The sequence below is a fragment of the Polynucleobacter antarcticus genome (assembly GCF_013307245.1).
In the GTDB taxonomy this organism is placed as follows: domain Bacteria; phylum Pseudomonadota; class Gammaproteobacteria; order Burkholderiales; family Burkholderiaceae; genus Polynucleobacter; species Polynucleobacter antarcticus.
The window spans coordinates 240,855-263,130 of record NZ_CP028941.1 but is presented as its reverse complement, the minus strand read 5'-3'; the positions used below and the strand labels follow the sequence as shown (position 1 = coordinate 263,130).

The window sequence follows — 22,276 nt, the reverse complement described above, 5'->3', positions numbered from 1 at the left end:
TATACCAATATGGGTATAAATTAAATCCCCCAAACTCCTTAAGGATTCTTTAGTGAGTTAACTGTGCAGGCAAACTTCAAGAAGGCCTAGTATTTCAAAAGTATCGTAGCCATTTCCTTTTTGAGGCGGAGGTTCCCACTAATACAAGAAGTGCTCTAGGACTTGTCAAGATTCTTGTTAAACCAAATAATGCCTATTTATTCACGCATTATGTTCGCCTGAAGCGGAAATTTATAATCTTAAATCTGAAAAAAGATCGCTACCACGCAAACTAATCCGGCTAGCCACACAATTGATCTAGTAGTAGACCAATCTGCAATGTAACAAATCAAAAAAGCAACCCGCGCTACGACAAAACCAAGCGCCAAAATATCAAGCGTTGACTGTGTCACATTTTGCATACTCGCAATGATGACTGCGGCAAAGAATAAAGGTAGGGATTCAAAAAGGTTAGCTTGGGCTGCATTAGCACGCGCCCGAAATCCAGTTTGTTTAGCAAGCCACTGTCTTGGGTCGCTATTGTCGTAATGATCAAAGCCTTTTTTAGCAATTCCTGCTGCCACATAAGGAAATAAACCCATGAATAAGACACAGGCATAAGCGATTGTCATTACGGCACCTTCTTTTTAGAACTGCTGTTAGCGCCAATTCGGCTTTCAGTACCATTCATTAAGTTACGGATATTGCCCCGATGGCGCCAAACTAACAATAAGCATACGACTAGCAAGGCAATACCCATAGGCTGTAGGCCAAAGACAAAAACAAAATAGAGTGGGCCAAATGCAGCAGCGGCTAATGCTGCTAAAGAAGAATATTTAGTCGCCTTTGCAACTATCAACCATGTTGCTAAAGTCGCTAAACCCAAGATCCAATGAATGCCAAATAAAATTCCGCAGGCGGTAGCTACACCCTTACCACCTTTAAATCCATGAAAAATGGGGAACAGATGTCCCAAGAAAACTGCGATCACTACACCACATAAAACCCATGAACCGAAGGTTGCAGTTAAAGACTGATCACCTAAAATCATGCGTGCTAAGGTCACTGCAATAAAACCCTTTAGTGCGTCACCCAGTAAAGTCAGCACCGCCGCTGATTTATTGCCTGTTCTTAGTACGTTCGTAGCACCAGGATTACCAGAGCCATAAGAATGCGGATCTGGCAAACGCATGCACTTACTCACCACCACCGCAAAGGAAATAGAGCCAATCAAATAAGCAATGGGAATGAGTAGTAGATAAAGGTTGCTATCCATGGTGCTATCTTAAACACTTATCTCGATCGTGATTTGTGGGTCAATGAAATGGGTAGTGTCGAATCCACTAATCAAAACGTTTAAGGTCTCGATAGAAATTTTCATGTGGTCCAAAGGTCAGTAATTTAAGGCTGCTCTCATCCAATATACGATAGGCTAGCAAGCAAAGTTGGCCTGTTAATTTAAATTTGTAAACCCGAATACCCATTAAGTCACCAGTCTTTGCACTACCTAGCTCAGGCTGCGCCTCTATCGCGCGCAGTGCTATTTCTAGATCTACTTTTTGTGATGAATGCAATTTCTTCGTGACCCTCACAAAGGTCGGCGTGACAAGCAAGCGCATTAACTAAAAACGTACTCGCCTACAAGCGCTTCTTGATCGGCTAGCAAAATGTCGCGGATTAAAGAGAAGGGAAGGTCAGGATTTTCTTCGGCTATTCTTCCAATCATTGACCAATGCTCAATTTGCTTAGGTACTGAGCGATGCTCAGCTTGGCCGTAGCGTTTGGCTTGATCGACAAGCATCTCAGGTAATTTCACATTAACAGCCATTGGTCACTCCCTTACTTTTCGCCATAATACTCCATTATGGTCCTTAATGGAACCTTTTAAACTTGAAACACCATTTTATGGCGCACCCAATTAAGTTACCCCCGAGGGTGATGTTGCTGATGAATAGATTTAAGGCGCTCTCTCGCGACATGGGTGTAGATCTGGGTCGTAGAGATGTCCGCATGCCCTAAAAGCAGCTGCACCACTCTTAAGTCGGCGCCATGGTTGAGTAAATGGGTAGCAAAAGCATGTCGCAAGGTATGTGGGGATAAAGCTACTGGAATGTTTGCGATCGTGGCGTAGCGTTTAATCAGCGCCCAAAAAGCTTGCCTGCTTAAGCCGGTGCCGGTGTGGCGGCCAATAAATACAGCCTCTGCACTTTTACCTTCTAACAAGGGTGTTCTGGCATCCGCTAAATAACGACGCAACCACTGACCTGCTTCACCCCCAAAGGGCACTAAACGCTCTTTTCCGCCCTTGCCGTTCACAACTCGGACAATGCCTTCATTCAAACCTAAGGCGACTGTCTTTAAGGCGACGATTTCAGAAACGCGTAAGCCACTGGCGTACATCAGCTCCAGCATGGTGCGATCACGTAAGCCTAGAGGTGTTTCTATATCAGGCGCATTGAGTAAGGCGGTGACCTGATCTTCACTTAAGGTCTTAGGAAAGCGTAAGGCCTGCTTAGCAGCACGTAAGCCAATGCAGGGATCACTCTTCACTAAATTAATGCGTAGAGCATGACGATAAAAACGTTTGAACACGGTGAGGCGACGATTAGCCGTAGTGGCTTTATCCGCCCTTTTATGGGCAATGTAAGACGTCAGCTCTTTTTCGCCGACGGAGTACAAATCAAGCCCAGCATTTTGAAAAAGCCACTGGGCTAACAGCAGGAGATCGCGGCGATAGGCGGCTAAGCTGTTTTGCGCCAAACCATCCTCTAACCAACACGCATCGCAAAAGCGCTCGATGGCGTCGATACTAGTGGGTGAGATGGCGTTATGACTCATAAGACTGATGCTAACCTAGCTGGGCAGTTTTAGAAAAGAGGATGTCAAGAAAAGAGTCCCTGTAAACTCTACACCCATGGAAGCGTGGCCGAGTGGCCGATGGCACCTGCCTACTAAGCAGGCATAGGGGAAACTCTATCGTGAGTTCGAATCTCACCGCTTCCGCCAAATTCTCGCCACTCCGAGATTAGCCCTCAAAAAGAACTCAGCAGATCTAAATACTCGGATAAATATACTGACTATTCCTGAATTATAAGTAGTTTATGTGAGTTTATGTAAAATACATAAACTCACATAAACTCTCTATAAATTATGAATCCACGCGAAAATCCTTTTTCTCCCGGTGCTGGAACGCCACCCCCTGAATTGGCCGGTCGGGAACAGATTATGGAAGATGTCTCCATCGCCCTTCACAGAATCCGCAAAGGCTTATCTGGGAAAAGTGTGTTGATGGTTGGACTACGTGGCGTAGGTAAAACGGTGCTGCTTAATCGCCTAAAGAATGATGCGGAGGCAGAAGGCTTAATTTGCGTTCAATTTGAAGCGCCTGAGGGGCGAAACTTACCAGCCATGATCACTCCCAGCCTAAGAGCCGCCTTACTGAAACTAGATCGAGTTGTAGGTGTAGGCGATGCCTTATCGAGGGCAGTAAAAGTGTTGGGGAGTTTTATCAAAACGGCCAAAATCAAATATGAAGGCATGGAATTTGGATTTGATTTAGGTATTGAGCAAGGCGCTGCTGACTCAGGTGATTTGGATTATGACCTCACAGAACTATTACAAGCGATTGGAAAAGCGGCTAAGGAAAAGAGCACGGCTATTGTTATCTTGATTGATGAATTGCAATATGTCCCTGAAAACCAATTAGCAGCACTAATTTCAGCATTACATGCTTGTGCTCAAAATCAATTGCCGGTGGCTTTAGTAGGTGCCGGCCTACCCCAATTAGTTGGAAATGTTGGTCGAGCAAAATCATATGCGGAAAGATTATTCAATTTTCCAGTGATTGGTGCTCTGCCCATTGAAGCTGCAACAGAGGCACTGGCGAGACCAGTCAAGGAGCATGGCGTGGACTTCACACCAGAGGCACTTGCAGAAGTTCTAAAACAAACCCAAGGCTACCCTTACTTTTTACAAGAATGGGGAAGTCATTGTTGGGCCGTAGCAAAAGAAAGTCCGATCAATCAAGATGATTCCATATTAGCAACTGCTTTAGCCATCACGCAATTAGATGCCAGTTTTTTTCGAGTGAGATTTGATCGTTGCACACCGATGGAGAAAAATTATCTCCGTGCCATGGCGGAGATTGATAGCGCAACCCCTCGATCAGGAGATATTGCAGCTGTCATGAAAAAAGGTGTTGTGCAATTAGGGCCTTTGCGCCAATCATTAATTTCAAAGGGAATGATTTATAGCCCTGCACATGGTGATACTGCCTTTACTGTTCCGCTCTTTGCGGACTATATGAAACGCACGCTTCCAGAGCCACAATAAAAGAGAGTGGGTTGCTTACTTAAAGTCTATAAAGATAGACTTCATCATTAAAATATGCAGCTAAGGGCTATTTAAATACTCTTTAAAGTAGGATATACACAAACCTACTGCCAATTAATCTCTAAAGTTATTAAAGCCCAGTGGTGCCTCAGTAACATCCTTGCGAAGCAAAGCCATCGCTTCTTGCAAATCATCTCGCTTGGCACCGGTTACCCGTACTGCATCGCCCTGAATACTAGCCTGCACTTTAATCTTGCTGTCTTTCAGAATGCGTACGACTTTCTTAGACAGCTCTTGATTAATTCCCTTCTGAATCTTCATGGTCTGCTTACGCTTATCACTACCAATGGTCTCAGTCTTGTCATCCTTGAGATAGCGCACATCCACATTACGCTTGGCCATTTTGCTGAATAACACATCACGCACTTGACCTAATTTGAACTCATCATCTGCATAGACAAGCAAAGTCTCATCCTTAAGCTCAACCCGCGAATCTGAGCCTTTAAAGTCAAAGCGCGTTGAAATCTCTTTATTGGATTGCTCGAGGGCATTTTTCAATTCAACCATTTCTGGTTCGCATACAACATCAAATGAGGGCATTTCTTACTCCTTAAATAATCTAGCTCCTAAAAATGTCATTTTTATACAATGGCTTTCTAGTTTTTCAGCAAATTGTCACGGTAAACCCGAACACGAATAAGATTGTGGCATGAACTCCGCTAAAAATGCGCCCCCACCAGCAAAATTAACCGCTCCTATGGGTCTCAAGCATCGCAATACTCTGGGTTTGGATTGTATGGCTGAGTCGGCTTATGAGATTACTGCTAGCGATCAACTCCCTAGCCTTATAAGAACGCTAGAAGAGCAAAAACGTACATGGAGAGTGCTTGGTGGTGGCAGCAATGTCATTCTGCCAAAGCAGCTGGATGGCGCCACCCTACTCATGAATATTAGTGGCCAAGAAATTATTCATGCCGATGAAAAGAACACACTACTCGCAGTGGGGGCAGGAGTTAATTGGCATGAACTGGTAGCCTGGACACTAGAGCAGGATTTACCTGGTCTTGAAAACTTGGCACTCATTCCCGGCACAGTAGGTGCTGCCCCGATTCAGAATATTGGGGCCTATGGGGTTGAGGTAGGTCAATACATCGACCATATCGAAGCTTTTGATTCTGTGGCCCAAGCCTTTGTTACGCTCTCTCAAGAGGCCTGCCAGTTTGCCTATCGCGATAGTTACTTGAAACAACACCCTACGCGCTTTATCGTGACGAAGGTGGTCTTTCAAATACCCAAAGCCTGGCAAGCACGCATTCACTATGCTGACTTAGCAAAGTATTTTGCAGATCAAGAATCTAAGCTAAATGCTGAGCAAATCTTTACTGCAGTATGTAAGATTCGAATGCAAAAATTGCCTGACCCTAAGGTCATTGGTAATGCCGGAAGTTTTTTCCATAACCCCGTAGTAGCACAAGAACAACATGCTGCACTCATCGCACAGTTTCCAGACTTAGTGTCTTATGCAGATGCAATGGGCAAACGAAAGCTCGCAGCAGGTTGGCTGATAGATCAGTGTGGATTCAAAGGTAAGCAGATCGGGCCTGTTGGTGTCTATGAGAAACAGGCACTCGTATTAGTCAATCATGGTGGAGCTAGCGCTGCCGATATTCTCGAACTCGCCAGCCTGATTCAGTATCAGGTAAAGGAAAAATTTGGTGTGCAGTTAACGATTGAGCCCAGCATCCTTTAAAGGCTGAATAAGCCCGCCCAACTGTTTTGTCAGGATGGGTATTGCACTCCGAGATAATATTTCATGTCAAAAAATATGAGATCCATTTAATTGCGATTCTCAGAAACACAACAGATATGTTAATATATACATGAATTCAAAAGAAATGAAAAAATGGCTTGAGCAACAGGGTGCAATTTTTCTCCCTGGAAAGGGCTCTCACCTAAAAGTACTTTTAAATGGTCGGAAATCTACTCTTCCAATGCATGGAACAACTGAGCTTGGTAAGGGTCTTGAATCTGCAATAAAACGCCAACTTGGCTTGAAATAAAGGGGGGATATGTTTAAATTTCCAGTAACACTCACAAAAGATGGTCGTCATGTCTTGGTAACATTTAAAGACATCCCCGAAGCAATTACTTTTGGGAAAAATGAGGTAGAAGCCCTTAATAACGCTGTGGATGCCCTTGAAACGGGCTTATCTTTTTATGTAGATGCACGTAAAGCATTGCCCAAACCCAGCAAAGCAAAACGAGGTCAAAAACTCATTTCTCCATCCGCACTAGAATCGGCAAAGTTAGGGGTGTATCAAGCTATGATGGATGAAGGCATTAAAAAAACAGAGTTAGCCCGCCGTTTGGGATGGCACATGCCCCAAATCGATAGATTATTTGATCTAAAACATGCGTCTAAGTTTGATCAGATTGAGGCTGCTGCGAATGTACTCGGTTACCACATTGAAGTGACAGTTGCAGCATAGACTTTAAATAAGTTTGTCTTAATCTATATCATTTCTCGGGTGTGATTGTTGCAAACTGTACGCTCGCTACCCCCTCAGCTAAGCGAATTTCAAAATCTATATTCAGACACAGCTCCTTAGGCTTGCGCACTGCGTGAATACCTTCTTTAGTATTTAGTACAACGGCATAACCCCGCTCCAATGTGCGTTGTGGATTGAGCATTTCTAATTGTTGTTGCTGGTGGCTTTGCGTTCTTTTCCATGAATCGACTCGCACTATCCAAGCCTGATTGAGTCGTTGTTGCCAGTGGCGTATTTGTTCACGCATCCGCTCTGGGTTCGGCAATGCATGGCTTAATCGCAAGGCAAGCTGATCTAAAGTTTGAGCCTCGCGCTCTACGCGCTGAGTGACTCTTTGCAAGAGGGCTTGCTCAATTGCTGCAAGCTCTTGTAATAGCTGGTCTTTACGTGGTGCTGCTAATTCCGCAGCACCTGTTGGAGTGGGTGCTCTGAGGTCTGCAACAAAATCTGCAATCGTCGTATCGGTTTCATGGCCGACACCACTCACTACCGGAATGGGAGACTGCGCGATGGCATAAGCCAACTGCTCATCATTAAAGGCCCACAAATCTTCAATACTGCCGCCACCCCTCACCAATAAAATCACATCCACAGCCTGCTCTTTTTCAGCGGCGTGAAGTGCAGCAATGATTCCTCTAGGTGCATCAGTCCCCTGAACCAAGGTGGGGTAAATCACAATCGGAATATGGGGAGCTCGTCTCGCCAAGGTACTCAACACATCTTTTAATGCCGCGGCTTGGGGTGAAGTAATAATGCCAATCGATCTGGGGTGGGTGGGTATTTCTTGTTTGCGCTCTGCATCAAATAAACCCGCTTTAGCCAGCTTGGCCTTGAGTTTTAAGAAGGCTTCGTAAAGACCTCCCATACCCGCCCGTCTGAGCGTCTGGATGGTAAGTTGAATATCGCCCCTAGGTACATACATTCCTAGACTGGCACTGACTTCTACTAAATCCCCAGATTGGGGCAGGAAACCAACCTGGCTATTGCGCCCCCGAAACATCACACTACGAATTTGCCCTTCTTCGTCCTTGAGGGAGAAGTACCAATGTCCACTGTCATAAGCCTTGAAGTTAGAAATCTCCCCGCTAACCCAAACGATATCGAAGCGCTCCTCTAAGGAGCTCGCAATGGCGCGGTTCAGATCGCCAACACTCAGAATTTCCCTTGATATTTCCAACTATTTTTTCTCTTTTTCTATATAGCCATATGGCTTTGCGACCAATAAATATCCACAGGAACAGATTTGCCCTTGGTTTAATACCAAAAAGTAAGTAGTTACTTACCCATTGCCCCCTACAAGTACTACATTATATTTATAAGTCATTGATTAATATAGGCTATTTTTAAAGCACTTTTTGAGCTAGACCAGCAAATGAGCTCCCGATTAACGGTCAATCAAGGGCTTACAGACCTAGCTCCTAAAAGTTTTGCACAGAGTTATCCACAGGGTAACTTTCAGAAAACTGGTTTCCAATTGAGCTAAAGTACCTAGCTTATGTATTCAATCTTACTATCAGCCGGCTGGCCCATTTGGCCCCTTCTTTTTATCTCCATTATTGGTCTGGCCATCATTTTGGAGCGTGCTTGGTATTTGCGCCGAATTCATCTATTTCCCAAAGGCGCACTTGAGGCTGCATTTAGCCTCGGAGATCAGCTTACGGCGGGAAAAACCGTATCTGAGGCGGATATTACTGCCCTTGCCCAACTTTCCCCCATGGGCCCTCTGTTTTCAGGCCTACTACGTGAGAAAAAGAGTGGCAGTTCTGCAGCAATCGCCTTTGAAGAGATTCAGGCCATTGCACAAACCACTTGGCTCAAGCTAGAGCGTTATTTAGGTGCCCTTGCCACTATTGCTACCGTAGCGCCGCTCTTAGGCCTCTTTGGTACGGTCGTCGGCATGATTGAAATCTTTGGAAGTCAAGGTGTGATCGATGGGGGAGCGGGTAACCCGCAACAACTCGCTCATGGCATTTCTATAGCGCTGTACAACACCGCCTTCGGCCTACTCATTGCCATACCCGCATTAGCTGCTTGGCGTGGCTTACGGGCCATGGCAAATCAACGTCAACATGAATGCGAAGAATTTACTCGACAGCTCTTTAAAAAGCTTTACCCTCAATCTGCAGAGGCACCATGAGTTGGCTTAAGGGCAATCTGCATTCAGCAAGAAGATTTTCCTTAGGAAAGCTATCTTCGCCTGCAGAACCTGAAATCAATTTAATTCCTTTTATAGATGTACTCTTAGTCGTACTCATCTTCTTAATGATCTCTACGACCTTCACACGCTATCAAGAATTAGCCATCACCCTGCCCACTGCCAATGGCTCGCAAAGCCAAACAGAAAGTGGGCAAATTCATATTGCAGTGAGTCGAGATGGGCGTTTTGCAATTAACGGCAAGGTTACTGAGCGCTCACAAATCAACAGTGTACTGATAGCACTCATGGCACGTAATACAAGCTCTACAGGTAAAGAACTACAAATCCATATCGACGCTGATGCAAGGGCACCCCATCAAGCAGTGATGAGCGCCTTAGAGGCAGCGCGTGATGCGGGTTTATCCAATATTGTCTTTAGTAGTCAAAACAAAAAATAAGAATAAAGAGTGCGCGTAAGCTAGCCATGGCCTTATTTACAGACTCCGCTTTCTTTCGCAAGGCACCCAAGTTTTGGGAGCGGCGTGGGCCAATCAGTTTTTTACTGTGGCCACTATCTTGGATTTATGGACTTTTAATCCGCGCGCGCAAACTCATAGATGACTTAGGTATTTCAAATAAAACATCGCGACGGATACCCGTCATTATTGTGGGCAACATTCGTGTAGGGGGGACTGGCAAAACACCGATTGTCATTGCCTTAGCCGAGTCTTTAGCACAAGCAGGTTGGCAGCCAGGCATTATCAGTAGGGGCTACGGTGCAGGCACACTCCTTGTACCCACTCAGGTTCATGCCGATTCAGATCCAGCACTGGTAGGTGATGAACCCGTCCTGATTGTAAAGCGTACACGCTATCAATTTCCGTTATGGGTCTATCCCAAACGAAGTAAAAGCATTGCAGCCCTACTCAAACAAAACCCGACAGTCAACGTCATCATCAGTGATGATGGTTTGCAGCACAGTGGCTTGGCACGTTGGCCGGCGCGTGAAGGGGGTCGCGATGTGGAGTTCGTCGTGCGGGATCAGAGAGGTGAAGGTAATGGCTTTTTAATCCCAGCCGGCCCCTTACGGGAACCTGCAAGCCGCGAAAGAGATGCCACCTTAATCACAGGCGGCCAATCAACACCATCATCGGTGGATGAATATCTACTTGGGCGCCGTGCCTTTACTTTACATAGTGAACTGGGTACCCCTTATCAACTCATCAATAGCGAAAATACCCAATCTCTTGAGTCGATTGCGCAAGCTTTCACACCAGACCAAATGACTGCTGTAGCAGCCATTGGCAATCCCCAGCGATTTTTTGATGACTTGCTAAGACATGGCATTGGCGCGCAAGGCATCGCCTTACCTGACCATAACACCTTCACAACGGAATTCTTTTCCTCTATAGATGCGAAGTGCATTCTCATTACCGAGAAGGATGCCGTAAAATGTTCCTTAATTAAGGATGAGCGTATTTGGGTGGTACCCATGCATCTCAGAATTCCACATAATTTAGCGGAGTGGTTGCAGTCGATTTTGCAAAGACCCGATCCTCATCAATACACTTTATAAAAGAATCTACATGGATAAGCGCTTACTCAATATCTTAGTCTGCCCTTTATGCAAAAGTGCTTTGCATTGGGATGGGGAAAATAATGAATTAATTTGCAAGGCAGATCACTTGGCATATCCTATTCGTAATGACATCCCAGTCATGCTAGTTGATGAGGCACGTAGCATTACTGCTGATGAGCTCAGCGCATTGAAATGAAGTTGTTTCGTTTATTTCCCTCTCTTATTGCTAGCTAAATGAGTCTTCAGTCCCCAGAGTTTTTAGTTGTTATTCCGGCAAGATTGGGATCTACTCGTCTGCCTCGCAAACCCCTCGCTGACATTGTTGGTAAGCCTATGGTTATTTGGGTGGCAGAGCGCGCCCAGCAATCTTTAGCACACAGCGTTGTGGTAGCTACGGATTCTCCTGAAATTCAGGCAGCTTGTGATGCACATCGTATTGAGTGCCTCATGACAAGCCCAGATCATCCAACAGGCACAGATCGCATCGCAGAAGTTGCGCGACTGTTAAAACTTTCGGCAGATACTTTGGTCGTCAATGTTCAGGGAGATGAACCCCTCATTCCACCAGAGCTCATTAATCAAGTCGCTCTGACGCTAGCGCATCATGCTGATTGTGCGATATCTACTGTAGCAACCCCTATTACCGATGTTACTGAGATCACCAACCCGAATGTGGTGAAAGTAGTCCTCAATCGATCTGGTGAAGCTATGTATTTCTCTAGAGCACCCATTCCTTTTGTACGGGATAGCAATACTCAAGCCCATACGCATCATCTACGCCATCTAGGTATTTACGCTTATCGAGCAGATTTTTTACAGGCCTATACCCGCCTTGAACCAGCCCCACCTGAGCAAGCAGAAGCCCTAGAACAGTTACGCGCCCTCTGGAATGGCTATCGTATTGCGGTTCACACCACCACCCAGGCTCCGCCTGCTGGGGTGGACACCCCGGATGACCTCGAGCGAGTGCGTCAATTTCTGGCAAATGGCTAGTTAATTGTCGAGTAGCCACCTTCTCAGGGATAATCCTAGCAATCATATTCAAAGAAGTCCGCAGTAATGCGAGAGAATAAAAATCTTCTAAGGGGAAATTCATGCGCTTAATTCTGCTCGGTGCACCAGGTGCTGGTAAAGGTACTCAAGCCCAATTTATTTGCGAAAAGTTTGTTATTCCACAAATCTCTACAGGCGATATGTTGCGTGCCGCAGTAAAAGCAGGAACAGCGTTAGGTGTTGCTGCTAAGAAGATCATGGATGCAGGTGGTCTTGTTTCTGATGACATCATCATTGGCTTGGTTAAAGATCGCTTAACTCAACCTGATTGCAGCAAAGGGTATTTGTTTGACGGTTTTCCAAGAACTATCCCACAAGCACAAGCCATGAAAGATGCTGGTGTACCCATTGATTATGTTTTGGAAATTGATGTGCCGTTTGAGGCAATCATTGATCGCATGAGTGGTCGCCGTGTTCATCCTGCTTCAGGCCGTACCTATCACATCACGTTTAATCCGCCGATGGTCGAAGGCAAAGATGATGTCACTGGTGAAGCACTGATTCAGCGTGACGATGACAAAGAAGAAACCGTGCGCAAACGTTTGCAGGTTTATAACGATCAAACGCGTCCTTTAGTTGAATACTATTCAAGCTGGGCCGCAGCAGCGCATACAGCTAATCAAGTAAAGGCTCCAGCCTATCGCAAGGTCAGTGGAACTGGTAGTGTGGATGACATTACAAAATCCATTTTCGCCTGCCTTTCCTAAACTCCTCTGAACCATACCAGCTGAAGTGAAAAATGCTTTTAAGCGTTGTGCGTTTTACTTCGGGGGTGATCAAGCGCAAGTTTCTTGGCAAGAAAAATTGCGCTCTGCATTTGGAGCGCTGATCGGTTTAGCGCTGGTGTTGGTGCTTGCCAAATATCTCGGTGATCTGAACGGCACTAATGAATGGCTTATTGCCTCGCTAGGTGCCAGCGCACTACTCGTATTTGCCATCCCTCAAAGCCCTATGGCTCAGCCCTGGGCAGTCATTGGGGGTAACAGCATTTCTGCTGTAGTGGGCATCACATTAAATCATTTCGTCAGTGAGCCCTTCATCAGCATGCCGGCAGGAGTAGCTTTATCTATTTTGGGAATGTTTTGTCTACGCTGCCTTCATCCCCCTGCAGCCGCAGTGGCATTAATCGTCATCTCGGGGCAAATACTGCACTATCGCTTTGCACTGTTCCCCGTACTGGTGGACTCAGTGCTTTTGATTGTTGCCGGAGCAATCTATAACAACCTGACTGGCAAGAGATATCCCAACCGTCCCCCAACATCCGCTCATTAATGCACAGAGAGTGTGGACTACTTCAGCTCTTTAAGGGCACTTTCAAAAGATTCAATGTCGGCAAAGCTTCTATAGACAGAAGCAAACCGAATGTAGGCTACCTTGTCTAAGCGCTTGAGTTCACGCATGACCAGTTCGCCAACCCGCTCGCTAGCGATTTCTTTTTCACCTAAGCTCAAGAGTTTTTCTTCAATACGTCCAATCGACTCATCTACTAAATCAGATGACACTGGGCGCTTACGCAAAGCCAATTTGATTGAACTAGCCAATTTATCGTGGCTGTATTCCACGCGACTGCCATTCTTTTTGACAATCGCTGGTAGCACTAACTCTACACGCTCATAGGTAGTAAAACGCTTATCGCACTTAGCGCACCGACGCCGACGACGGATCGTGTCACCCTCATCCGATACCCGTGTATCAAGAACTTGGGTATCGTCGTTATGGCAAAAGGGGCAGCGCAATCTATTCTTTCTTAATCTTTAGCCGTATACCGGAAAGCGCTTAGTAAGTTCAGACACTTGCTCACGAACCTTAGCAATATTATTGGCATCCGTAGGGTTATCTAATACGTCTGCAATAAAATGACCAACCTGTCTCGCCTCAGCTTCTTTAAAGCCGCGGGTAGTCATAGCAGGTGAACCCAAACGAATTCCGCTTGTCACCATGGGTTTTTCTGGATCGTTTGGAATGCCATTTTTATTACAAGTAATATGCGCCTCGCCTAAGATCCGCTCAGCCTCTTTACCGGTCATTTTCTTGGCACGTAAATCCACCAACATCACATGAGAATCTGTCCCACCTGAAACAATGCGTAGTCCTCGCTCGATGAGTGTTTCCGCTAACGCTTTTGCATTGGCAATCACTTGTTTTTGATAATCGATAAAGCTAGGTTCTAATGCCTCTTTAAAAGCAGTCGCCTTAGCGGCAATCACATGCATCAACGGGCCGCCTTGCAAGCCAGGAAAGATTGCCGAGTTAATAGCCTTTTCGTGTTCCGCCTTCATCAAAATAATACCGCCACGTGGGCCGCGCAAACCTTTATGGGTAGTGGATGTCACGACATCAGCATGCGGGATAGGATTGGGATAAACGCCCGCAGCAATCAAGCCAGCGTAATGGGCCATATCCACCAAAAAGATTGCGCCCACTTCTTTGGCCAGTTTACCGATGCGCTCAAAATCGATTCTTCTAGAGTAAGCAGAGGCGCCAGCAATAATGAGTTTTGGCTTGTGTTCACGAGCTAAACGCTCCATTTGCTCGTAATCAATCTCTTCGTTTTTATCCAAGCCATACGCGATAGGGTTAAACCACTTACCGCTCATATTCAAGGCCATGCCATGGGTCAAATGACCGCCCTCAGCCAAACTCATGCCCATAAAGGTATCTCCAGGCTTTAGAAAAGCCAAGAACACTGCCTGGTTTGCAGAAGCACCGCAATGGGGCTGTACGTTTGCTGCCTCAGCACCAAATAAGACTTTCACCCGATCAATCGCCAATTGCTCAGCAACGTCTACGAACTCACAACCCCCGTAATAACGCTTACCTGGATAACCCTCGGCGTACTTATTGGTCAACTGGGAGCCCTGGGCTTGCATTACTGCCGGAGAGGTGTAGTTCTCAGAAGCAATCAGCTCAATATGGTCTTCTTGGCGTTTATTCTCATTCTGAATGGATGCCCATAATTCAGGGTCGGTTTTGGCTAAGGTGTTTTGGCGGTCAAACATGGTCATAATCCTGATGAAGTTGGATTGCTTAAGTAAAATCAACCTACATCATACAAAAATCCACCATGACCCCTACTCAAGACCTCTCATTTCTCTCTCTCATCCTCAATGCCAGCCTATTAGTACAGTTGGTAATGTTGTTATTAATCGGACTCTCCGTAGCCTCATGGACGATTATTTTCAAGAAAACGGCGGTATTACGCAGCGTGCGACGAGATACAGAGCGTTTTGAGCGAGATTTTTGGTCTGGTGGTGACCTCAATACGCTTTTAGGTGCATCCAAACGCAATAATCGCAGTAATGCTGTTTTGGAACACATTTTCGAAGCCGGCATGGAGGAGTTCATCAAAGTCCGCGAAATCGATGCTGCCCGTCGTGCCATGAAAGCGACCTACCAGCGCGAGATGGACCTACTTGAGGCCAACCTGCCTTTCCTAGCATCGGTTGGCTCTGTATCCCCTTATATTGGCCTCTTTGGCACCGTCTGGGGGATCATGCATGCATTCCGTGGTCTGGCTAATGTCCAAAATGCTACCTTAGCTGCGGTTGCCCCAGGTATTGCTGAGGCATTGATCGCCACTGCAATTGGCCTTTTTGCGGCGATCCCGGCGGTGGTTGCCTATAACCGAGCCGCTACGGATGTCGATCGCTTAGCTATTCGTTTTGAAACCTTCATCGAAGAATTCACTAACATCTTGCAACGCCAAGGTCTGAGTAAATAGGCATGGCCGACTCTCTGAGAAGATCTTCCAAGCGTCGGGCGATATCCGATATTAATGTAGTGCCTTACATCGATGTGATGCTGGTGCTACTCATCATCTTTATGGCGACAGCACCTATGGTGAATCCTGGGGTTGTTAATTTACCGACGGTAGGCGGTGCAAAGGTGCAAACTTTACCCCCCGTATTTTTAACGATTGATGCCAATGAAAATGTGATTGTGCGTAAGGATGGTGAACCTACTCAAACCCTTAATAAATTTGAGTTGGGAAGCTTTGCCCGCACCCAAGCTGAAAAATCTGCTGAACAACCCGTAGTATTAGCCGCCGATAAATCGATTAAGTACGAAGTGGTAATGGACGTCATGTCCAAACTTAAAGAAAACGGTGTTAAGCGCGTTGGCCTTGCCGTCAAGACTCAGTAAGCCTCTTTGCATTACATTGATGAATAGCGCGCAAACCTGGTCCTCATCCTCATCAAGAGGTCGGCAGACAAAAAGAGGGGGTACAAAAAAAGCTTTTACGTACTCCTTAGCAGCGCACTTAGGTTTAGTTGCTTTTCTGGTGATTGGCATTAGCTGGAATAACAGCACACCTTCTGGTGTTGAAGTCGAGCTTTGGGATTCCACACCACAAATTCAAACTCCGGTTGCACCAGAAGTTAAAGTAGAAATGAAAGAAGGGGCAGCTGATATTGCCATCAAGAAAAAGCCAGTTGAAAAAGAACCTCCCAAGAAAGAAGTTGTAAAAGAAATTCCTAAAGAAACACCAAAGCCAGTAAAAGCACTTCCACCTCCTCCCCCTGAGAAGAAAAAAGAAGAGCCCAAAAAAGTCGAGGCGCCTAAGCCAGCTGCGCTGACCCCAGCGCAAATCAAAGCAAATGCGGAGGCTGATAAAAGACGTGAGGCCAATATTGCGAGCTTAAGAGGACTCGCCGCTACCGATGGCGGTACGGGCGGCTCTGTTGGCAGTGGCGTGGGTGCAGGAGGTAATGCTCCTCCTGGTTGGAGTGATAAGGTCATTAAAAAGGTACGAGCCAACATCACCTTTAATGCGGATTCCTTTAAGGGCAATAAACAAACTGTGATTCAAGTAAAGCTAGCCCCCGATGGCGCCATTCTCACGAGGGTCATTACTTCCGGTAGCGGTGACAGCGCTTGGGATCAGGCAGTCTTAAGTGCAATAGATGCCACTCAAAGCCTTCCTAAAGACGATAATGGCGCATTCCCGACACTAACGCCTGAACTCAAACTCAAACCAAAGTAAATTAATAGACATGACCAAAACTATCGCCCGCTCTGTCATCAAGTCTGCACTCATGTTTTTAGCTCTAGGCCTAGGCATGATGAGCCTACCGAGCCAAGCACAAATGAGTATTGAAATCACTGGCGTAGGGCAGTCGCTTTACCCGATCGCCGTGATCCGCTTCAAAGATGAAGCGAAATTACCGATTGGTGTGACCGATATTATTCGTCAAGATCTAGCGCGCAGTGGCTACTTTAAAAACACAGAAAATGGTAATGCTAGCGAGAGCGTTGAGGACACCCCAAACTACAAAGCTTGGGCTGCACGGGGTGCAGATGCCCTGGTTGTTGGCTCGGTTGTTCAAACAGGTCCTACGCAGTTTGAGATTCAATACAAATTGTTTGATGTGCGCAAATCTCTGAGCTTAGGTGGCCTTAATCTCAATTCTAGTGCCGATAACTTACGCGCCGTTGCTCACAAGATCGCTGATGACATCATTCTGAAATTGTTAGGGGAACGTGGCATCTTTTCTACACGGCTATCCTACGTGATTAAAGAAGGTAAACGTTATCGCCTGGTCATCTCCGATGCAGATGGTCAAAATATTCGCACGGCAATGAGTAGTGGTGAGCCCATCATCTCTCCTTCGTGGTCACCCGATGGCAAAAAAGTAGCGTATGTATCTTTCGAAGATCGTAAGCCGGTCATTTATGTGCATGAGCTTGCTACGGGTCGGCGCACGCCTTTGTCCAATCAAAAAGGCAATAACAGTGCGCCAGCCTGGTCAGGGGATGGTAAAAAATTAGCTATCTCACTATCGAAAGATGGCAACACTCAGGTCTACAGCATTAACGCGGATGGCACTGGATTAACTCGCCTCACACGTGGGCAGACAATTGATACTGAGCCGCAGTACTCAGCGGATAACCGCTATATTTATTTCACGAGTGATCGTGGCGGTAGTCCACAGATTTATCGCATGAGCGCTGAAGGCGAACAAGTGGAAGGTGCTAAGCGCATTACCTTCAAGCAAGGTTTTGTGACTTCACCCCGCATCTCACCAGATGGGAAGTATTTAGCGTATATCGCCAATATTGGTGGTGCATTTCGTTTGCACATTCTCAATCTCGCTACAGGAGATACCCAAGCCCTAACCAATAGCAGTAGTGACGAATCCCCCTCATTTGCGGCAAATGGTCGTTATGTCCTTTACTCAACGAAGGTCGGCGGCAAACGGGTCTTGGCAGCGGTTTCAGTAGATGGAAACTCAAAGCAAGTGCTCAGTATTCCTGGTTCTGATGTGCGTCAGCCCTCTTGGGGTCCTTTTATGGACTAAGTCTCTTGACTAGCCCAATATTGAAATACTGATGCCGTAGCATGTCATTTTTAGGCTTCTTGGAGGCATAATAAGAGTTATCAGCTTATTTATTTGCTTCAATCGCAGGAAAAGGAAAGATTATGACAATTTCTATCGCACGTCGTGCAGCGACATTTACCCTTTTAGGCGCCACCGCCTTGCTATTGGCTGCTTGCTCCAGTGTCAAACTAGATGATGTTGATAGCGCTAATAGCGGTAGCGGTAGCGGCAACTTTAGCTCCCAACCTTGGAATGACCCAAAGAGCCCCTTGTTTGAAAAAAGTGTTTACTTTGACTTGAATGAGTACACCGTACAGACCAAATATCAAAAACAGCTATCGGCACATGCTAGCTTCTTAAAGGCTAACCCAAAACAAAAAGTCATTATTCAAGGCAATACCGATGAGCGTGGCACTGCTGAGTACAACTTAGCATTAGGTCAGCGCCGTTCCGATGCCGTGCGGAAATCCCTAAACTTAATGGGTGTTTCTGATGACCAAATGGAAGCAGTCAGTTATGGCAAAGAAAAACCTAAAGCCGAAGGTGACAATGAGGCAGCTTGGGCAGAAAATCGCCGTGCTGACATCGTTTACATTACGAACTAATGATTAGGCTTTCTAACACTATTAAACAAACGCTCTCACGAGCGTTTTGTCTAAGTGCAGCGACTGTTTTTCTGAGTCTATCTGGAAATGCCTGGGCACTCTTTGCCGATGATGATGCTCGCAAAGCAATCTTGGATTTACGCAAGACACTAGCAACAACGCAACTGGAATTACAAAATCAAATTGAGAAACTCAGGGCGGATAACGCAATACTCCGCGGCAAAATTGAAGGCCTTGAAAAACAAGGTGATGATGTTTCTACTAGTCAAAAAACTTATTATCAAGATTTAGATAATCGCTTAGGGAATCTTGAGCCACGAACAGAAACGATCGAGGGCGTGAGTGGAATCGTACAGCCTGGTGAGAAAAAAGCCTATGACGATGCCTTAAAAGTCTTTCAAGCGGGAAGTTTAAAAAAGGCAGATGTAGACTTTTCAGCCTTTGCTAAGCGCTATCCGAATAGCCCCTACTTACCACTAGCACTTTTTTGGAGTGGTAATAGTAAATATGCCACTAAGGATTATCCTGGCGCTATTACACAAGTTCAAGGTCTAATTAAACGCTTCCCAAATCATCCGCGCATACCTGCGGCAATGGTGACACTGGGTAATGCGCAATTAGAGAGCGGCAATAAAGCAGCTGCCAAAAAAACCTTCTCTGAAGTTATTAGCAAGTATCCCGATAGTGAGGCGGCTAAGGATGCACAGCAACTAATGGCTGCAACGAAGTAAGCGTACTCAGCAATACTTTTTAGTTAAACTTACCTATGTCTCAGTTGTCCGCCGCCTTTCAGAATATTGCCCCCCGCAAGCCTCATGCCCCTGCAGTCATTTTATTTTCGGGTGGCTTAGATTCCAGTACGATTTTGGCGCTCGCTAAGGATTTAGCTTATGCCCCTTATGTCCTATCAGTTAGCTATGGTCAACGTCACTCCTCTGAACTGGCGGCCGCTAAACACATTGCCAAAAAGATGGGCGTCATTCGCCATGAAGTAGTCCATTTAGACCTTACACGCTTTGGCGGGTCTGCACTGACGGATGCATCAATTGATATACCGACTACTCCCGGTAAGGATCAAGAAATTCCGGTGACTTATGTACCAGCACGCAATACGATTTTGCTTTCACTCGCACTAGGCTGGGCAGAATCTCTTGGTGGTTTAGATATATTCTATGGTGCGAATGCCGTTGATTATTCAGGCTATCCAGACTGTCGTCCTGATTATGTTGCCTCATTTGAAGCTATGGCTAACCTAGCGACTAAAGCAGGCGTAGAAGCGATAAAACCTGAAAGCCGCTTTCGGGTACATGCTCCGATTATCAGCATGACGAAGGCGGAGATCATCCACTTAGGCACTACTTTAGGTGTGGACTACTCACAAACGGTATCTTGCTATCAAGCTAATGATTTGGGTGAGGCCTGTGGAGAATGTGAGTCTTGTCGTCTCAGGAAAATAGGTTTTCAGCAAGCAGACTTATCTGACCCTACTCGCTATCAACTACGATCTAATTAAAAAAAATCACGCTGCCTCAAGATCTACTGCTTGTTGAATCAGACTTTCTGCAGGAATACCTAGCCCCGTATGCAAGTTCCAAATCATTTTTAATGTCAAAGGTCTCTTGCGGTTTAGTATTTCATAAACCCGGTTTAACCCTCCAATCATAGGTTGGAGATCTTTTGGTTTAAGGCCCGCTTGCTCCATCCTAAATTTGATAGCTTCAATTGGATCAGGGTGCGCAATAGCATAGTGCTTTGCCTCATAAGCTTCTACTAGTATTAAAAGTATCTCAAACCTATCCCCTTTTTTACTTCCAGGATCTGGCTCATGATCAATCAAATACGATATTTCATCTAATACAGATTGATATTCCAATTCATTGCGAATAGGTTTTAAGTTCTTCATATTTCCTCTATCTGAACTGTCAATAGGGCTTTTTAACCCTAGCTTTAGAGATACTTATGGCTTACTAAGCATCCGCGCCACATAACGGGCAATCAGATCTACTTCTAAATTGACTTGATCGCTTTGTTGTAGATTTCCCAAAGTCGTATTTTGTAAGGTATGAGGAATGATATTGATATCCACCATGCAAGCCTCTGTTGCATCTAGCGTTTGATTGACGGTGAGCGATACACCGTTGACCACAATCGATCCTTTATAGGCTAAGAATGGCGCCAAATCCTTAGGAGCTTCAATACGTAATAGCCAAGATCCATAAGCATCTTTAGCTACAGCGGCAAAGTGGGCTACCTTACCCACACCATCCACATGGCCACTCACAAGGTGGCCACCCAAACGATCATTGAGTCGTAAGGCTTTTTCAAGATTGACGGGCCCGACTTGATCAAGCCCCACCGTTTTATTGAGAGACTCTCTAGAAATATCCAATTCAAAGGTATTGCTTGTAAATTGGGTGGCGGTCATACAAGCTCCTTGAATCGCAATACTATCGCCCAAAGTAACATCATCAAGATAGCCGGCTGGCGTCTCGATCAATAATTTCATGCCATCACCTTTCGGTTCAGCACTCTTAATATTGCCAACAGCAGTAATGATTCCAGTAAACATAGTGGGATTGAAATGTAGGGTTAATTAATTTTTAATCAGACGAATGCGTAGATCTGGGGCGAACATAGTTTGATCAACGATTTGCCAATCTTGACGATCATTGAGCTCTGCTAAAGAACTGACATTGGCCATGCCAATTCCCTCACCTACAAAAAAAGGAGCGTAGTAGAGTAATAGCTCATCTACACAATTCTCCCTCAATAAGGAGCCATTTAACTTACAGCCTGCCTCGATATGGATTTCATTCATATGATGTTCTTGGGCTAAGTAAGCGAAAAGTTTTGGTAAATCTACCTTACCTGCAAAGTTGGACATAGAAACTACCTGAACGCCCAAGTTCTCAAACGCTTTTGCTTTTTCTTGAGCCTCTTGCGAATCCAGTGAAGCACATACCAAAATCACGCTCGCTTCATCTAAGCCCTTCAATACTTTCGCATTGAGCGGCGTCTCTAATTTGGAATCCACAATAATCTTCGAAGGTTGACGATCGGTTTTGACATCCCGCACATTTAAGGTCGGATCATCTTCTTTCACCGTCCCCATACCCGTCAAAATAGCGCACGCCTGTGCACGCCAATGGTGGCCATCTGCTCTAGCTAGGGGCCCGGTAATCCATTGACTTTTGCCATTAGGGAGTGCCGTCTTCCCATCTAAGCTCGCGGCAATTTTCATGCGCACCCATGGCAAGCCGCGTGTCATTCTAGAAATAAATCCTGGGTTTAATGCCTGCGCCTCTGATGCCATCAAACCGCAATCCACCTGAATGCCTGCGGCCTTCAAACGCTCTAATCCTTTGCCATTTACTATTGGATTAGGATCTAACATCGCGGCAATGAGCTTGGCAGGCTTAGCAGCAATAAAGGCATCTACGCAGGGAGGCGTCTTACCAGTGTGATTGCAGGGCTCTAAGGTCACGTAAATAGTAGCGCCAGCGGGATCAAAGCCCTTCGCCTTGGCATCTGCTAAAGCCTGCACCTCCGCATGGGATCCACCCACTCTTTGGGTAAAACCACGCCCAATTACTTGGGCATCTTTGACAATGACACATCCGACCCGTGGATTAGGATTAGGCAAATACAAGGCTTTTTGAGCTTCGGCCAGAGCCAAAGCCATAAATTGATAGTCAACAGCGGTATACATGGGCTCTATTAAA

Annotated in this window: 30 protein-coding genes and 1 tRNA gene; 19 read left to right on the top strand and 12 right to left on the bottom strand. The window is 45.8% G+C overall.

Translation table 11 applies throughout. The annotated features are described in order from the left end of the window. Positions 1–239: 239 nt before the first annotated feature. From DCO16_RS01475 to xerD, 5 genes are all read right to left on the bottom strand, one after another. On the bottom strand, positions 240–611 hold the full coding sequence (locus tag DCO16_RS01475; RefSeq protein WP_173942018.1) for an MAPEG family protein: 372 nt from the start codon (positions 609–611) through the stop codon (positions 240–242). Further along, positions 611–1,255: a glycerol-3-phosphate 1-O-acyltransferase PlsY gene (plsY, locus tag DCO16_RS01470; protein WP_173942017.1), complete on the bottom strand. Its 645-nt coding sequence runs from the start codon at positions 1,253–1,255 to the stop codon at positions 611–613. The genes DCO16_RS01475 and plsY overlap by 1 nt, the downstream gene beginning before the upstream one ends. Positions 1,256–1,322: 67 nt before the next feature. Beyond that, positions 1,323–1,598 (bottom strand): type II toxin-antitoxin system RelE/ParE family toxin, encoded by a 276-nt coding sequence (locus DCO16_RS01465; protein WP_173942016.1) that lies wholly within the window; start codon positions 1,596–1,598, stop codon positions 1,323–1,325. Continuing rightward, a complete protein-coding gene (locus DCO16_RS01460) occupies positions 1,598–1,807 on the bottom strand; it encodes a TA system antitoxin ParD family protein (protein WP_173942015.1) in 210 nt (69 codons plus the stop codon). Before DCO16_RS01460 ends, DCO16_RS01465 begins: the two co-directional genes overlap by 1 nt. A gap of 95 nt (positions 1,808–1,902) precedes the next feature. After that, positions 1,903–2,817, bottom strand: a complete 915-nt coding sequence (gene xerD, locus DCO16_RS01455) for a site-specific tyrosine recombinase XerD (protein WP_173942014.1) — start codon at positions 2,815–2,817, stop codon at positions 1,903–1,905. Between the two features lie 78 nt (positions 2,818–2,895). Between xerD and DCO16_RS01450 the strand changes: the two genes are divergently transcribed. Next, positions 2,896–2,985 (top strand) — tRNA-Ser (locus DCO16_RS01450). Between the two features lie 144 nt (positions 2,986–3,129). Next, the gene (locus DCO16_RS01445; RefSeq protein ID WP_173942013.1) at positions 3,130–4,311 is read left to right on the top strand and encodes an ATP-binding protein; all 1,182 of its coding nucleotides are present in this window, start codon (positions 3,130–3,132) and stop codon (positions 4,309–4,311) included. Positions 4,312–4,425: 114 nt separating this feature from the next. Here DCO16_RS01445 and DCO16_RS01440 read toward each other — a convergent pair whose 3' ends face one another. Beyond that, a complete protein-coding gene (locus DCO16_RS01440; protein ID WP_173942012.1) occupies positions 4,426–4,911 on the bottom strand; it encodes a YajQ family cyclic di-GMP-binding protein in 486 nt (161 codons plus the stop codon). Between the two features lie 109 nt (positions 4,912–5,020). Here DCO16_RS01440 and murB point away from each other — a divergent pair, with 109 nt between their 5' ends. The 3 genes from murB (at position 5,021) to DCO16_RS01425 (ending at position 6,800) form a co-directional block, all read left to right on the top strand. Beyond that, a complete protein-coding gene (gene murB, locus DCO16_RS01435) occupies positions 5,021–6,061 on the top strand; it encodes a UDP-N-acetylmuramate dehydrogenase (protein ID WP_173942011.1) in 1,041 nt (346 codons plus the stop codon). A gap of 130 nt (positions 6,062–6,191) precedes the next feature. Continuing rightward, positions 6,192–6,371: a type II toxin-antitoxin system HicA family toxin gene (locus DCO16_RS01430; RefSeq protein WP_173942010.1), complete on the top strand. Its 180-nt coding sequence runs from the start codon at positions 6,192–6,194 to the stop codon at positions 6,369–6,371. Between the two features lie 9 nt (positions 6,372–6,380). Further along, positions 6,381–6,800 carry a type II toxin-antitoxin system HicB family antitoxin gene (locus DCO16_RS01425; protein WP_173942009.1) on the top strand — a complete coding sequence of 140 codons (420 nt, stop codon included), beginning with the start codon at positions 6,381–6,383 and terminating at the stop codon, positions 6,798–6,800. Between the two features lie 28 nt (positions 6,801–6,828). Here DCO16_RS01425 and xseA read toward each other — a convergent pair whose 3' ends face one another. Continuing rightward, positions 6,829–8,037: an exodeoxyribonuclease VII large subunit gene (gene xseA, locus DCO16_RS01420; protein ID WP_173942008.1), complete on the bottom strand. Its 1,209-nt coding sequence runs from the start codon at positions 8,035–8,037 to the stop codon at positions 6,829–6,831. A 318-nt stretch (positions 8,038–8,355) separates the two neighbouring features. On the opposite strand from xseA, the gene DCO16_RS01415 reads away from it, so the two are divergent. The 7 genes from DCO16_RS01415 to DCO16_RS01385 all read left to right on the top strand — a co-directional run bounded on the left by DCO16_RS01415 (position 8,356) and on the right by DCO16_RS01385 (position 12,901). Further along, positions 8,356–8,997 carry a MotA/TolQ/ExbB proton channel family protein gene (locus DCO16_RS01415; protein WP_173942007.1) on the top strand — a complete coding sequence of 214 codons (642 nt, stop codon included), beginning with the start codon at positions 8,356–8,358 and terminating at the stop codon, positions 8,995–8,997. After that, positions 8,994–9,455 carry an ExbD/TolR family protein gene (locus tag DCO16_RS01410; RefSeq protein ID WP_173942006.1) on the top strand — a complete coding sequence of 154 codons (462 nt, stop codon included), beginning with the start codon at positions 8,994–8,996 and terminating at the stop codon, positions 9,453–9,455. The genes DCO16_RS01415 and DCO16_RS01410 overlap by 4 nt, the downstream gene beginning before the upstream one ends. 26 nt (positions 9,456–9,481) lie before the next feature. Next, positions 9,482–10,573 carry a tetraacyldisaccharide 4'-kinase gene (gene lpxK / locus DCO16_RS01405; protein WP_173942005.1) on the top strand — a complete coding sequence of 364 codons (1,092 nt, stop codon included), beginning with the start codon at positions 9,482–9,484 and terminating at the stop codon, positions 10,571–10,573. A 10-nt stretch (positions 10,574–10,583) separates the two neighbouring features. Continuing rightward, positions 10,584–10,772 carry a Trm112 family protein gene (locus tag DCO16_RS01400; protein ID WP_173942004.1) on the top strand — a complete coding sequence of 63 codons (189 nt, stop codon included), beginning with the start codon at positions 10,584–10,586 and terminating at the stop codon, positions 10,770–10,772. 38 nt (positions 10,773–10,810) lie between these two features. After that, positions 10,811–11,569, top strand: a complete 759-nt coding sequence (gene kdsB / locus DCO16_RS01395; RefSeq protein ID WP_173942003.1) for a 3-deoxy-manno-octulosonate cytidylyltransferase — start codon at positions 10,811–10,813, stop codon at positions 11,567–11,569. Positions 11,570–11,670: 101 nt separating this feature from the next. Continuing rightward, entirely contained in the window at positions 11,671–12,336 is a 666-nt protein-coding gene (gene adk / locus DCO16_RS01390) for an adenylate kinase (protein WP_173942002.1), read from the top strand. A 25-nt stretch (positions 12,337–12,361) separates the two neighbouring features. Next, positions 12,362–12,901, top strand: a complete 540-nt coding sequence (locus DCO16_RS01385) for an HPP family protein (protein WP_254598066.1) — start codon at positions 12,362–12,364, stop codon at positions 12,899–12,901. Positions 12,902–12,918: 17 nt separating this feature from the next. Here the strand turns inward: DCO16_RS01385 and nrdR are convergent, their stop codons facing one another. Next, the gene (nrdR, locus tag DCO16_RS01380; RefSeq protein WP_173942001.1) at positions 12,919–13,365 is read right to left on the bottom strand and encodes a transcriptional regulator NrdR; all 447 of its coding nucleotides are present in this window, start codon (positions 13,363–13,365) and stop codon (positions 12,919–12,921) included. 18 nt (positions 13,366–13,383) lie between these two features. Next, positions 13,384–14,628, bottom strand: coding sequence for a serine hydroxymethyltransferase (gene glyA / locus DCO16_RS01375; RefSeq protein WP_173942000.1), 1,245 nt, complete (start codon positions 14,626–14,628; stop codon positions 13,384–13,386). 65 nt (positions 14,629–14,693) lie between these two features. On the opposite strand from glyA, the gene tolQ reads away from it, so the two are divergent. From tolQ to queC, 7 genes are all read left to right on the top strand, one after another. After that, positions 14,694–15,350, top strand: a complete 657-nt coding sequence (gene tolQ, locus DCO16_RS01370; protein ID WP_173941999.1) for a protein TolQ — start codon at positions 14,694–14,696, stop codon at positions 15,348–15,350. Between the two features lie 2 nt (positions 15,351–15,352). After that, positions 15,353–15,772 (top strand): ExbD/TolR family protein, encoded by a 420-nt coding sequence (locus DCO16_RS01365; protein WP_173941998.1) that lies wholly within the window; start codon positions 15,353–15,355, stop codon positions 15,770–15,772. A 19-nt stretch (positions 15,773–15,791) separates the two neighbouring features. After that, the gene (tolA, locus tag DCO16_RS01360) at positions 15,792–16,613 is read left to right on the top strand and encodes a cell envelope integrity protein TolA (protein WP_173941997.1); all 822 of its coding nucleotides are present in this window, start codon (positions 15,792–15,794) and stop codon (positions 16,611–16,613) included. A 10-nt stretch (positions 16,614–16,623) separates the two neighbouring features. Then, positions 16,624–17,928, top strand: a complete 1,305-nt coding sequence (tolB, locus tag DCO16_RS01355; RefSeq protein WP_173941996.1) for a Tol-Pal system beta propeller repeat protein TolB — start codon at positions 16,624–16,626, stop codon at positions 17,926–17,928. A gap of 122 nt (positions 17,929–18,050) precedes the next feature. After that, on the top strand, positions 18,051–18,554 hold the full coding sequence (gene pal, locus DCO16_RS01350; protein ID WP_173941995.1) for a peptidoglycan-associated lipoprotein Pal: 504 nt from the start codon (positions 18,051–18,053) through the stop codon (positions 18,552–18,554). Next, a complete protein-coding gene (gene ybgF / locus DCO16_RS01345; protein ID WP_173941994.1) occupies positions 18,554–19,285 on the top strand; it encodes a tol-pal system protein YbgF in 732 nt (243 codons plus the stop codon). The genes pal and ybgF overlap by 1 nt, the downstream gene beginning before the upstream one ends. Positions 19,286–19,320: 35 nt before the next feature. Next, on the top strand, positions 19,321–20,067 hold the full coding sequence (gene queC, locus DCO16_RS01340; protein ID WP_173941993.1) for a 7-cyano-7-deazaguanine synthase QueC: 747 nt from the start codon (positions 19,321–19,323) through the stop codon (positions 20,065–20,067). A gap of 6 nt (positions 20,068–20,073) precedes the next feature. Here queC and DCO16_RS01335 read toward each other — a convergent pair whose 3' ends face one another. The 3 genes from DCO16_RS01335 to ribD are packed head-to-tail and all read right to left on the bottom strand — an operon-like array spanning position 20,074 to position 22,263. Next, entirely contained in the window at positions 20,074–20,457 is a 384-nt protein-coding gene (locus tag DCO16_RS01335; RefSeq protein WP_173941992.1) for a helix-turn-helix domain-containing protein, read from the bottom strand. Between the two features lie 54 nt (positions 20,458–20,511). Then, positions 20,512–21,123, bottom strand: coding sequence for a riboflavin synthase (locus DCO16_RS01330; RefSeq protein WP_173941991.1), 612 nt, complete (start codon positions 21,121–21,123; stop codon positions 20,512–20,514). Between the two features lie 24 nt (positions 21,124–21,147). Continuing rightward, positions 21,148–22,263, bottom strand: a complete 1,116-nt coding sequence (ribD, locus tag DCO16_RS01325; protein ID WP_173941990.1) for a bifunctional diaminohydroxyphosphoribosylaminopyrimidine deaminase/5-amino-6-(5-phosphoribosylamino)uracil reductase RibD — start codon at positions 22,261–22,263, stop codon at positions 21,148–21,150. Between the last annotated feature and the right edge of the window lie 13 nt (positions 22,264–22,276).